Source organism: Niallia sp. RD1, assembly GCF_024219955.1.
Classification (GTDB): Bacteria; Bacillota; Bacilli; order Bacillales; family Cytobacillaceae; genus Niallia; species Niallia alba.
The window spans coordinates 5,045,808-5,058,501 of record NZ_CP100420.1 but is presented as its reverse complement, the minus strand read 5'-3'; the positions used below and the strand labels follow the sequence as shown (position 1 = coordinate 5,058,501).

At 36.0% G+C, this 12,694-nt stretch carries 11 protein-coding genes and 1 pseudogene; 11 read left to right on the top strand and 1 reads right to left on the bottom strand.

Annotated features, from left to right (window positions below):
• Nucleotides 1-71 precede the first annotated feature (71 nt).
• The 3 genes from NKG37_RS24420 (at nt 72) to NKG37_RS24410 (ending at nt 2,965) form a co-directional block, all read left to right on the top strand.
• A complete protein-coding gene (locus tag NKG37_RS24420; protein ID WP_101730720.1) occupies nt 72-1,787 on the top strand; it encodes a sensor domain-containing diguanylate cyclase in 1,716 nt (571 codons plus the stop codon).
• A gap of 450 nt (nt 1,788-2,237) precedes the next feature.
• On the top strand, nt 2,238-2,657 hold the full coding sequence (locus NKG37_RS24415; protein WP_224427545.1) for a hypothetical protein: 420 nt from the start codon (nt 2,238-2,240) through the stop codon (nt 2,655-2,657).
• Nucleotides 2,658-2,659: 2 nt separating this feature from the next.
• On the top strand, nt 2,660-2,965 hold the full coding sequence (locus NKG37_RS24410; protein ID WP_254415476.1) for an ATP-binding protein: 306 nt from the start codon (nt 2,660-2,662) through the stop codon (nt 2,963-2,965).
• A gap of 129 nt (nt 2,966-3,094) precedes the next feature.
• Here NKG37_RS24410 and NKG37_RS24405 read toward each other — a convergent pair whose 3' ends face one another.
• Nucleotides 3,095-4,219, bottom strand: a complete 1,125-nt coding sequence (locus NKG37_RS24405) for an IS4 family transposase (RefSeq protein WP_100346321.1) — start codon at nt 4,217-4,219, stop codon at nt 3,095-3,097.
• 140 nt (nt 4,220-4,359) lie between these two features.
• Between NKG37_RS24405 and NKG37_RS24400 the strand changes: the two are divergent.
• From NKG37_RS24400 to NKG37_RS24365, 8 genes and pseudogenes are all read left to right on the top strand, one after another.
• Nucleotides 4,360-4,839: pseudogene (locus tag NKG37_RS24400) on the top strand (ATP-binding protein); the annotation flags it as partial.
• Between the two features lie 200 nt (nt 4,840-5,039).
• A complete protein-coding gene (locus NKG37_RS24395) occupies nt 5,040-5,411 on the top strand; it encodes a GntR family transcriptional regulator (RefSeq protein ID WP_047940229.1) in 372 nt (123 codons plus the stop codon).
• 5 nt (nt 5,412-5,416) lie between these two features.
• A complete protein-coding gene (locus NKG37_RS24390) occupies nt 5,417-6,283 on the top strand; it encodes an ABC transporter ATP-binding protein (RefSeq protein WP_047940230.1) in 867 nt (288 codons plus the stop codon).
• The gene (locus NKG37_RS24385) at nt 6,276-6,881 is read left to right on the top strand and encodes an ABC-2 transporter permease (RefSeq protein WP_025908694.1); all 606 of its coding nucleotides are present in this window, start codon (nt 6,276-6,278) and stop codon (nt 6,879-6,881) included. The genes NKG37_RS24390 and NKG37_RS24385 overlap by 8 nt, the downstream gene beginning before the upstream one ends.
• A gap of 409 nt (nt 6,882-7,290) precedes the next feature.
• Nucleotides 7,291-9,045: a sigma-54-dependent Fis family transcriptional regulator gene (locus tag NKG37_RS24380; protein ID WP_169188917.1), complete on the top strand. Its 1,755-nt coding sequence runs from the start codon at nt 7,291-7,293 to the stop codon at nt 9,043-9,045.
• A 348-nt stretch (nt 9,046-9,393) separates the two neighbouring features.
• Nucleotides 9,394-10,365 (top strand): thiamine pyrophosphate-dependent dehydrogenase E1 component subunit alpha, encoded by a 972-nt coding sequence (locus tag NKG37_RS24375; RefSeq protein ID WP_254415475.1) that lies wholly within the window; start codon nt 9,394-9,396, stop codon nt 10,363-10,365.
• Nucleotides 10,366-10,388: 23 nt separating this feature from the next.
• The gene (locus NKG37_RS24370; RefSeq protein WP_025908697.1) at nt 10,389-11,420 is read left to right on the top strand and encodes an alpha-ketoacid dehydrogenase subunit beta; all 1,032 of its coding nucleotides are present in this window, start codon (nt 10,389-10,391) and stop codon (nt 11,418-11,420) included.
• A gap of 14 nt (nt 11,421-11,434) precedes the next feature.
• Nucleotides 11,435-12,685, top strand: coding sequence for a dihydrolipoamide acetyltransferase family protein (locus NKG37_RS24365; RefSeq protein ID WP_254415474.1), 1,251 nt, complete (start codon nt 11,435-11,437; stop codon nt 12,683-12,685).
• The last annotated feature ends 9 nt before the right edge of the window (nt 12,686-12,694 follow it).

The window sequence follows — 12,694 nt, the reverse complement described above, 5'->3', positions numbered from 1 at the left end:
ATAGAATTTGTTATTAGTCGACTAAAATATAAAATAATAAGCCAATTTGTATAAATGAAAGGGGAGAGAGAATGGTTAAACCAAGCGATAAAAAATTAATATGGATAGTTTGGACACTTGTTCTCTCTTTCGGTTTGTGGTTCTCTTATCATATGTATTCACCGCAAATTCGCGGAAATGAATGGGAAATTCTTGCCTTTTTATTATTTATGACAGTTGTTGCAAGTATGCCAATGATGATAAATGGTACCCCCGTATTTTTCTTACAATGGGCTACCCTATCTGTTTTTTTAATATTTGGATTATTTATCGAAATCATCCTCGTACAAATCGCGTTATTAGCAGTCCTATATCAAGCGAAATTAGATAAAAAGACACTCTTTCGCATGCCAATGAATTCGACCATGTTTTTCCTTGTTTCCTTTTTTAGTGGCGTTATTTACTATACGCTTGGTGGTCAAAATGGATTTAATTTAGCCTTCGATCTAAAATCTTTTGGATTAATAAGTATTTATCTCATATCTTATTTATTACTTAACACTTTATGTATCTTTTTTATTGATCGGTTCATCTATAAAAGAAAGCAACCTTTTCTTACAAAAGATTTGGTCTGGGAAATATTCACCACAATTATCACCTATCCAGTTGGGATAGCGTTATATATTATGTATCAATATATTGGACCTGCTGCTCTGATTTTAATTGGTGTGCCATTTATCTCCCTCTCTCTAATTTTAAAACTTTACCATTCCAGCCAGACGGCTAACGATTATTTAAAGAAAACGGCAGAAATTGGTCATCAACTTTCGCAAAATTTATATGTAAATGAAACGGTCGATTTTTTCATTGCTAAACTATATGAATTATTTAAAGTTGATTTTGTGTTTATTCATCAAGTAAATGCAAATAATCAATTAGAAATGATTTCTAGAGTAGAGCAACAAGAGAAGCTACCTGTGTTTACAGAGACGTTGCAAGAAAATGAAGGAATTAGCGGAACCGTTTTAGCCACAAAGAAAATATGCACCTACCATTCGGAGAAGGATTGGCAGAAAATAAATAAGGGGTATATGCCTGAAGGAATTCAAAGTGTATTATGTATGCCGCTTATTAAAAATAATAAAGTAATTGGTGTCCTATTACTTGGGAGCAAACAAAGGAAGGCATTTGCCGACATAAAATTAATGGTATTAGATTTATTATGTACCCAGTTTGCGATTGCTTTAGAAAATGCCAAATACTTTGAGCAGACGAAGGAAAATAGTGAAAGATGTGCTTTAACAAAGCTGTATAATTACCGCTATTTTGAAAAAATATTAAGTGAACAGTTTGTTGAATTGAATGAAAAGAAATTGGACAATCTTGCTCTAATCATGTTAGATATTGACCATTTTAAATCGGTAAATGATCAATATGGTCATCAGGCAGGAAATGAGATTTTAAAAGCTTTTGCCAAAAGGATTGAAAATCTCATTGGTGACCATGGAGTAGTTGCAAGATATGGCGGTGAAGAGTTTGTTATCTTATTAAGCAATATAGCGAAGAAAGAAGCGCTTGATTTTGCCGAATTTATCCGCAAGATGATTGCTTCTAGACCATTTGTTATTAAACAAACTATAGAAGATCGTAATCAAATAAAAAAGATAAGTATTACCGCATCGCTCGGATTAGCCTGTGCTCCTGAAGATGCCGATGAACCGTTAGCTTTAATTAGACATGCAGATAGAGCGTTATATGTAGGGGCGAAAAGAGCTGGGCGAAACCGAGTTGCTAGTTATGTGAAGTAAATGTTTTGAACTTCCTTAGGAAGTTCTTTTTTTATGGTTAAATTTAATCTTGACGCCTATAAGTTTTTTCCAATTCTTTTAATGATGGCATTTTTATGTTACATTGATTCATGAGAGCCTCTCCTTTTCGTAGTTTTCTAGTCAAACTCTACTTTACAAAAGGAAGCTCTCTTTTTTAATACTTAATTTTTTCCAGCTACCGCGCTTTCGCTTGGTGGCCTTTTTGTCTAGTTGGGGGACGAGTCCCCCAACTAGACAAAAAGGATATTTATTCTCCCACAAACATTTTACTCATACCGTTACCAATCTAATCGGTACTCTCTTCCACTTGGAACTTATAACAAATATGAAAAAGTATGTATCAAGGAAACGGAGACTAAAGAATTAGTTATTTATATACCTGATACTGGCGAAATTATTGCAAAACATTCAATTCCCGAAGGGAAAGGGATGTTAATAAAAGATAAAAAACATAGTAGGGATCGTACAAAAGGTGTTGGAGCATTCATTAATACAGTGGCTGAGAGATTTGAAGATAAGGAACTAGCCTTTAAATATTTAGAGAAGGTTAGGGAAAAAAATCCTCGTTACATTAAAGACCAGTTGCAAATCATCTTGCGCGAAACAAAAGGTATCGATAACGAAGTACTGACTAAAGCGTTAGCAGAGTGTTTAAAAAGGAAATTATACAGTGCAACTGATTTTGGCGATATCATTGCATATGTGAAACGTCAGCGCCAGGTACATGAAACAGTTATTGATAAAAAGAAAGAAGTTAAGACTTTGAACAGGCTATCAGAATGGGTTTTAGAAACAGAAGCATACAAAAGAAAAGTAGATACTTACACGGTTTTAATGGAGGTTGAATAGCGATGAGCCAAATCCAACAATTACAAGACATAATGAAAGGGTTAAGACTCGTTGAAACTGCCAAGCATCTCCCTCATTTGATCAGAGAAGCTGAGCAAAAAGACCTTTCATTTACTCAATTCCTGTTAGATGTCACTTCTTATGAGCAAACTCGAAGAGAAGAAAAGCAACTAAACAACCGATTAAAGTGGGCAACTTTTCCTTTCAGCAAAACACTTGAGGAGTTTAATTTAAAAGAACAAAAGTCTTTAAGCAACAAACAACTAAATAGATTAAAAGATTTAACTTGGATCACTAGTGTTGCATAAATTTTGACTGAATTTTCTGCTTTCTTGTTTTTACTCATGAGAAGAAAAACAAAGACATTTGAATAGAGGTAGTTAACATCCATTTTTTTACTATAACCTTTGACGAGTGCAACAGACCTGTGAAATTCTTTAGGGCACGGTTTTCCCTACGATTTTTCGTAGCCATAAATGAGCGGATTTCCATGGTGCCGCTTTGAGTAAGCGACTAATTTGTAAGTACGTTCTTGAACTGTTCGTGTTCAGCTGTGCCAGTACATTTAGGCAATATACAATCATTGCGATATACACTTGATTATGTACGCCTTGTTCGCTCTGCGCGTAGAACTTTTTGATGTTCAGGTGCTGCTTCAACCATTTGAAAAATAGCTCGATTGCCCAGCGCGATTTGTACAATTCAGCGATATCATCGGCGCTTAAATCAAATCGATTCGTAATTAGATGCAGTTCGTTACCTTTTGAATCGAGCACTTTGATGAGGCGAAAGATATTTTCTGCACGATTTTGTGTGGTGCCGATCAGAATCATTTCATCCGACAATACAGTTGAATCGATTGGCAGTTTAAATGGCTCTACGACACGAATGACCGCATTTTTTCGCAAGCGTGAGACGAAGAAATAGCCATCATCGGTCATGCGGTCAAATCGCTCATAATCTAAGTAACCACGATCAAAAACGTACATGCATTCTTTGTCGTCAACGAGTACCTCTAGCTGGCCACGATCGTGTTCTTTCGCATTTGTCAGCACCGCATTATCAGGATAGGAACAGCCTTTTTCTGCGTAAACAAGGCGCAAATGAAGCTTGATACCTGATTTTGTTTTGCGAAACTCCGCCCATTTGTGATTATTCAAATTGAGTGGCAACGTACTCGAATCAATGATTTTCAGCGGTGTTGTCGTTTTCCGGCGCTGCTCATATTGAGATTTCGCATGAATCTGAGCGACTAAATCCAGAAAAACGTGCTGGAACACGTCTGTTGGAATTTGATTTAATCGGCGGCCTAATTGCGAAAAGCTAATCGATTCTAAATCCGTTGCTTTTTGAAGGTCGTCTGAAAACAATGTCTCACTGACAGCACGTAAACTTTCGATTTCGTTGAGTTGTGCAAATACGAGTAATTTCAAGAATGAAGTGATGTGTAGCTTCTTTGTATAGTAATTTAAATGATGGGTTTCCACTAATTCTTCTAATTTCGTTGAAGAAATCGGTGTAAACCATTGTTCAAATGATGTTTTTCGTGTAAACTTATCCATGCTTATGGTCCTTTGTATTGGATTTGGATGGTTTACTACCGCTCAACCAGTATAAAGGATTTTTTTATGCTTGGGTTATATTACAGAAAATTCAGATTTCTAGAAAGCGTTGAATTATTTTAATGCGACGCTAGTGAACTTGGATAGAACAGCTGTACAATTTAATTTTATTAGGGCCACCAGGTGTAGGTAAAACTCACCTGGCCGTAGGCCTAGGAATAGAGGCTATTAACCAAGGGTATAAAGCGATATTCACATCAATGGGAGATTTAATTCATAACCTGAAAACAGAAGAAATCACACGAAAGTCAAAGGCAAGAATGAAAAGAATTAGAGAGGCTGATTTAGTCATAATAGATGACTTAATGTTTATGGCAATGGATCAACAAGAAGCTAATATGTTCTTTCATTTAATTAATGACTTGTATAATCAGTCTTCCATTATCTTGACCTCTAATAAGGCACCAAAAGAATGGGGAGAATTATTGGGTGATCAAGCTATAACAACAGCAATTCTAGATAGAATTCTTCATCGAGTAGAAATCATTCATTTAAATGAAGATAGTTATCGTATGAAGCATCGTTCTACCATATTTGGGGAACAAAGTGTTTCAAAATAACGAGCAAAAATTGTTTCATTCTACTTGACGGTCACATTAGCCTAAATGTAGGTGTTTAAAAATTCGTTAATTCTTAGTAAGTGGCCATATAACATAAATAATCTAAATGGCGGTTGCACTATAAGGTGATTTTGTGTATAATGTATATATAGTATATATACATTATACTAAGTATGAAAGATAAAAAAAGAGGGATAAGCATGCAAATAATTATTTCGAACAGTTCAAAGGAGCCAATTTATGAACAAATTACCAATCAAATTAAATCGTCTATCTTAGCAGGGGAACTAAAGGAAGGAACAGCGCTGCCTTCCATACGCAACTTAGCTAAAGACTTGCAAATAAGTGTGATTACAACAAAACGAGCATATGAAGAATTAGAGAAAGCTGGTTTTATTTACTCGATTGTTGGTAAAGGATCGTTTGTAGCCGAGCAGAATTTAGATGTAATCAGAGAGAAGAAATTAAAGGTTATTGAAGAACAGCTAAGTGCTGTTATTGCCAATAGTAAAGAAATCGGCTTGCCATATGAGGATTTACTGCAGTTATTCAATATTTTGTATGAGGAGTGAGAAGGATGGAAAATGTGGTGGAGTTAAGGAATGCCACGAAGAAATTCAAGGGTTTTTCTGTTAATAATATAAATTTAGAAGTGAAAAAAGGCTTTATAACGGGTTTTATTGGCGAAAATGGAGCTGGGAAATCAACTACAATTAAGATGATGATGAATTTATTAAAACCAGATGCTGGCCAAGTGAAACTCTTTGGGTTGGATTATCAAACACATGAAAAGGCAATAAAGGAACGGATTGGCTTTGTATATGATGGTAATGTATTTTTTGAAGGGCTGAACTTAATCGATATAAAACGCATTGTGGGACCTGCATACAAACAATGGGATGATAAATTATTTTATCATTATGTAGAAAAATTTGAGTTACCACAAAAAAAGGCTATTAAGACTTTTTCAAAAGGAATGCAGATGAAAGCATCTTTAGCAATAGCTTTATCCCATCATGCCGAATTAATCATTATGGACGAACCTACAGCAGGCTTGGATCCTATCTTTAGGAGAGAACTGTTGAATCTGTTACAAGAGTTAATGGTCGATGGTAATCGAACTTTGTTTTTCTCCACTCATATTACAACTGATTTAGATCGTATTGCCGATTATATTGCCTTCATACAAAGAGGAGAATTGATTTTTAATCAATCAATACTAGATATCGCAGAGAACTATGCAGTTGTTAAGGGAGGACTAGATTTACTGGATAGAGACACAGAAAAAAGCTTTGTTCATCTAAATCGTGGTCCGACGGGGTTTGTGGCATTAACAGATAATCGAAAAGAAGTGGATCAGGTATTTGGTGATAGTGTTGTGATCGAACATGCGACATTAGAAGATATTATGTACTACACAAAAGGAGGAATGCAATATGTTTAATTTAATAAGACGTGATGCAATCCTTCAGAAAAGGCAACTCTTAGTATTTATCCCTTTTATCGTATTTTTTATTGTGATGAATATAGACTCTGTTTTCATTTTTCTCGTCGCTAGTATTTTTATCCCGTTTAATGCATATGCATATGATGAAAAAGCAGAGACAAATATATTATTAAATTCCTTACCTTATACACGAAAGGAAATCATTGCATCACGCTATATTGGAGCAGTTGTGTATATGTTAGCGTCTATTCTACTGACAAGTGCAGCCTTGTTTCTTTTTAATAAACCATTTACACTTACAGATATTGCCGTTGGGAGTGGTTTTTTCTTGCTGTTTGCTGCTTTCACCTTTCCATTGTTCTATATGCTTAAGCCTGGCTATATTACAACAGTTGTTATTATCAGTTTTCTTGTTTTATCAGCCATAGGGCCTAGAGTCGTTACCTTTCTAGCGGAACATTTAACCAGTATAACAGATTTTATTATCAATTTATCCCTTCCAACTTTATATACAGGAGCGACCATTTTTATTCTTGTTGTCTATTTAGCCTCATGGGGAGTTGCGACAGTGATTTACCAGCGAAAAGTGTTTTAATATAAAATTCTTCACTGCCAACAAAAGATGTAGGTACATCACTATAACAGACTGAAAAACTGGAGAAGCCACCAGTAAGTGAAAGAGAAGTTATCCATCAGTGGGGGAAACGAAAGTCTCCATTGATGGGAAATTTCTCTCTTTTTTTCAATATAGATTGCTCTATACATACATGCTGATGTTCTGCAAGGTTCCAAAACTTGTGGATTAGAAGCTTGAAAGGAAATTACGTTTTAATAACAATTGGCCCAAAGATCATTCTTAAAATAAGAATATTTTTTGGTAACAAATCCTTTTTTTAATGTAAATAAGTTACAAAGAGTAAGAACGGAAACCTTTTACTAAAAAAGTACTCCTGTTATAATACAAATAAAGATTCGATGTAATAACGAGAATAAGGGGGATACTAATGACTGGTAAAGTAGATACAAAGGAAGTGTGGACACGATTTATTCAAGAAGGATCTTTAGAACCAGCAAATTTAATTCCAGAGATTGAAGAATCTTGGCATCTTTGCCGGCAAAAAGGCTTAAACCCACATGATGGCATAACTGATTGTATCTTGACCCCAGAGGAATTCGAAGAAAGATTGGCAGAAAATGAATTATTAATTACTTTAGCTAAGCAAAATGTTAAGCGTTTACAAAAATTTTTACGAGGCTGGCGTTTTGTCATTATTTTAACAGATAAAGATGGGTACATATTATATAAAGAAGGGGAAAATTCTATTAGCATTGCAGCAGAAACGATCCGATTTAAAGAAGGAGCAAAATGGGGAGAAATAGAAGTGGGAACTAATGCAATTGGTCTCGCGGCAAGATATAAAAAACCCATGATGGTTAGAGGGTATGAACATTTTTCGAAAGCATCTCAACAATGGAATTGTTCTGCCGCGCCAATTTTTAACCAGCATAAAGAAATGATAGGAGTTTTGAATGTATCTAGTCTCTATCAATCTATTAACCAGCCATATGTGTTAGCATGTGTTAAGCTTATTGCTGATTCCATTTCACTAGATTGGAAAAAAAAGATGCACGAGGATATGGAGTTTTTGCTGCGAACAACTTTCCAAAGCAGTGGACAATACATTGTTTGTACCATTGATAAATACATTTGTGCCCTTCCAAAAAATCTTCAGCAAAAATATCAAAATTGGATTGGCAGTTCATTAAGTCGATTCGCGCAAGAGACTGGTGCAGTATCTGCCGTACATATTCCGATTATGCACCACCATCGACTCATTGGATATCGAATACCTCTCCGTGCGGAAACAGGCTTTGTTTGGAATGGAAGTAGAGGTTTAAGCAAAAGTTACAAACAAGTCCTGGAATCTATTAAAAATGTCGCACCCACGGATACTACGGTACATTTAGTAGGAGAAACTGGTGTTGGCAAAAAGTTTCTTGCTAGTTGTATTCATGAAAATAGCCCAATATCAACGGCCCCTTTTTATAAATTACACTGTTCGATGCTTACTAAGGATATTCTTCAAAGGTTTCTTTCTACAGATCTGCAGCGTTTGACTAAGAAAAGGCATCAAGTGGTCGAGGAAGCAACGATTTTTTTGGAAGAGATTGGAGAACTTTCGATTCCCTCCCAGCAAATGCTTTTAACCATCTTACAGGAAAAGGAAAGACAACATCACAAATCCTATCGTTTTATCACATCTTCCACGAAAGATATCCGTGATCTAGTGGAGCAAGGGATAATAGATCAAGATTTATTCTATTATATTTATGCCTATCCCATTTATCTTAGTCCTTTGCGTGAACGAAACGAAGATATAATTGCTCTGATTGATTACTATTGTGACAAGAACAATTGGCATCCAGAGTGGAGAATAAATTGGAAATTACTATTTTCAAAGGGACAATGGTATGGAAATGTGCGAGAATTATATAATACTCTAGATCGATGCAGAATTTTATATAAAGAGGATGCGCCAACTGAAGAACAGTTGTATGAGCAAGTAAGGATCGCAGAAAAACATATGCAAAAATCATACCATAGAAAGGATCCGAAGACTAAATTTGAAATTCAGGCAATTACAAACGCATTAAAAAAACACCATGGAAATGTGTCAGAAGCAACAAAAGAACTAAATATGTCTCGTGCGACTCTTTATAGAAAAATAAAAAAATATCAAATAAAAAATTTTTTATAAATGTTCACATTCTCAGTTTGGAAGATAGTGAGACAAAAATGAGACAAATTTATATGATTGGAGAATAAATAAGACAACCGAAATGGTGGTCTTGCACATTCTCCAATCTTTTTTTCGTTTAATAATAAATAGTTTTCTTCAAAGAAATTATTGCTTAAGAAAGTATGCGTATTTTTTAATAAAATGATGGTGAGAAAAGTGAGAAATAATGAGAAAATCTGTCTCGTTTCAATCGATAACAAAGGTTAGAAATGTTGATTTATCAGCGTTTTAAACGCTTTCGAAAATAGAAAATATGTTGTATCATCGAAGTGTGTTAATACTGGAATATAGAATGGAGGAAAGAAAATGAAGAAAGAAACTGCTTATTGGGCCTATACGAAAATGAATGAAATTAGGAAGTTTGAAGATCAAGTTCATAAGATCTTTTCAACTGGGGCAATCCCAGGTTTTGTTCACTTATATGCAGGAGAAGAAGCGATTGCTGTAGGTGTATGTGCACATTTAACGAATAAAGATTATATAACGAGTACACATAGAGGTCATGGTCATGGTCATTGTCTGGCTAAAGGCTGTGACTTAAATAGTATGATGGCAGAGATTTTTGGAAAAGAAACAGGGATATGCAAAGGCAAAGGAGGTTCTATGCATATTGCTGACCTTGACGTTGGCATGTTAGGGGCTAATGGCATTGTCGGTGGAGGATTTCCGCTTGCAGCTGGTGCGGCTTTAACAGCTTATGTAGAGGGAACAGACAACGTAACTGTCTGCTTTTCTGGAGATGGTTCCAATAATCATGGAACATTTCATGAAGCAATTAACATCGCTTCAATCTTAAAGCTGCCTGTTGTTTTTGTAGTAGAAAATAACGGTTTCGGGGAAGCCACTCCATATCATTATTCTACTTCCTGTAAACAAATTATTGATCGTGCACCAGGCTATAGTATTCCAGGAGTGAGAGTAGATGGAAAAGACTTAGTAGCTGTTTATAATGCTGCTAAAGATGCAGTGGAACGAGCCAGAAATGGAGAAGGTCCAACTCTTATTGAAGCGGTTACGTATCGAAATTATGGTCACTTTGAAGGAGATGCACAAAAATATAAATCAGAAACAGATCGTGAGAAGTGGCCAGTAGATGAAGATTGTATTGAAATCTTTAAAGCATATGCTTTTGCCAATGACTTGTTAACGGAAACAGAAGTGGAACAAATTGAGAACGAAGTGGAAAAGGCAGTGGACAATGCAGTAGAATTTGCAAAAAATAGTAAACAGCCTGACCCATCCATGTTACTAGATGATGTGTATGTCAACTACAAATAATAAAAGAATGAGGTGAAGGAAGAATGGGAAGAAAGATTACATTTTCACAAGCTATCAATGAAGCAATGGATATTGCCATGGAGAGAGATAATAAAGTTATCTTAATAGGAGAAGATGTTGCAGGTGGTGCAACCGTTGACCACTTACAAGACGAAGAAGCATGGGGCGGTGTTTTTGGTGTTACCAAGGGATTAGCAAATAAATATGGCCGTAAACGAGTTATCGATATGCCGATTGCAGAAGCGGGATATATGGGAGCAGCTGTAGCGGCAGCAGTTACTGGTTTACGTCCGATTTCAGAATTAATGTTTAACGACTTTATTGGAAGCTGTTTAGATGAAGTGCTTAATCAGGGAGCGAAAATGCGTTATATGTTTGGTGGAAAAGCAAGAGTGCCTTTAACTATTCGTACAAACCATGGCGCCGGTGCAAGTGCGGCCGCACAGCATTCCCAGACTTTATATGGTATGTTTACCGCTATTCCAGGTTTGAAGGTAGTTGTGCCATCTAATCCATATGATGCAAAAGGTTTATTACTTTCAGCAATTGAAGACGATGATTTAGTTGTATTCTTTGAAGATAAAACCCTGTATAGCATGAAAGGGGAAGTGCCGGAGGGATACTATACCATTCCGCTTGGAAAAGCAGAAGTGAAGAGAGCAGGTAGTGATCTTACCATTGTGGCAATTGGAAAAATGGTCCATGTTGCGATGGAAGCAGCAGATATTTTAGCAAGTAAAGGAGTGGAAGTGGAAGTAATCGATCCTCGTTCATTATCTCCACTTGAAGAAGAACCAATTTTGGAGTCTGTCGAAAAAACAGGAAGGCTAATTATTGTAGATGAAGCAAATCCACGCTGTAGTGTAGCAGCCGATATCGCAGCACTTGTCGCTAATAAAGGGTTTGATTATTTAGATGCTCCAATTAAAACAATAACGGCCCCACATACTCCAGTTCCATTTGCAACTAATTTAGAGCAATTATATATACCAAACGCAGAAAAAGTTATCAATACGGCATACGAATTAATTAATGAATTAACTTTAGCTCGATAAGTGGAGGTGAAAATATGTCAACTGCTATTGTGATGCCGAAATTAGGAATGACCATGAAAGAAGGAACCATTGTGGAGTGGTTAAAACAGCCTGGAGAATCCGTCTCGGAAGGAGAAGGTGTGGCTGTTATTAGCACAGAAAAACTAACAAGTGAAGTAGAGGCGCCAACAGATGGAGTACTTCTTACAATCATTGAAGAAGTCGATAATGAAGTAGAAGTTGGAAAGCCAATTGGAATAATAGGTAATGAAAAGGAAGCGGAAAGTGAAAGTAGTCAAGATGTTAGGGAAGGAAAAGATGCAGCATTAGAGGAGAATGCGCCGGCGCGACAAGAGGCGGAAGTAAAAGGGAAAGATACAAATAAGCGAATTCGGATATCTCCTGCTGCAAGAAAACTTGCCCAACAACTGCGAGTGGATACACAAAATGTTAAAGGAACAGGACCAAATAATCGAATCACGCGAAGAGATATTCAAGCATTTGCTGACAAGCGTGGAGAAGAAAAAGTACCAACAAAACCAAAAGTGGAGCAAGAAACTAAAACTATTGTACAACCAGATGTACAAACAACAGGCGTAAAAAGCGAAAAGTTATCTGTTATGCGTCAAACAATTGCAAAACGAATGCAGCAAAGCTTGTCTACAACTGCTCAATTAACATTACATCGAAAAGCAGAAATTAATGCCCTGCTAGATTTTCAAAAGGATATTAAGAAACAAGTAACGGAAAGCGAACTAGATGTCCGATTAACTTTAACGGTGCTTATTGCCAGAGCTGTTACATTAAGCTTGCGTGATAAGTCATTTATGAATACTCATTTAATTGATGGTCAATTATATTTATTTGATGAGGTGCATTTAGGAATTGCAACATCTTTAGATGCCGGTTTAGTCGTTCCAGTAGTTAAAAATGCAGAGCGGCTTCCGCTTGGGGAATTAGCAAAAGCTATATCGTCTGTAACGGAAAAAGCAAGAAATGGACAATTACCAGGATATGAATTAACGGGATCAACTTTTACTATTTCTAATTTAGGCCAACAGGGAATTGAATATTTTACCCCAGTCCTAAATACCCCTGAAACAGGTATTCTTGGTGTAGGAACATTTATTGAGGAATTAACACTAGAAAATGAAACCGTAAAAACAGTGAAAAAATTGCCTTTAAGCTTAACCTTTGATCACCAAGTGCTTGATGGAGCACCAGCAGGAGATTTCTTGAATCGTGTTGTTTATTATCTAGAGCATCCATATTTACTAGTGTTATAGATAAAAAGA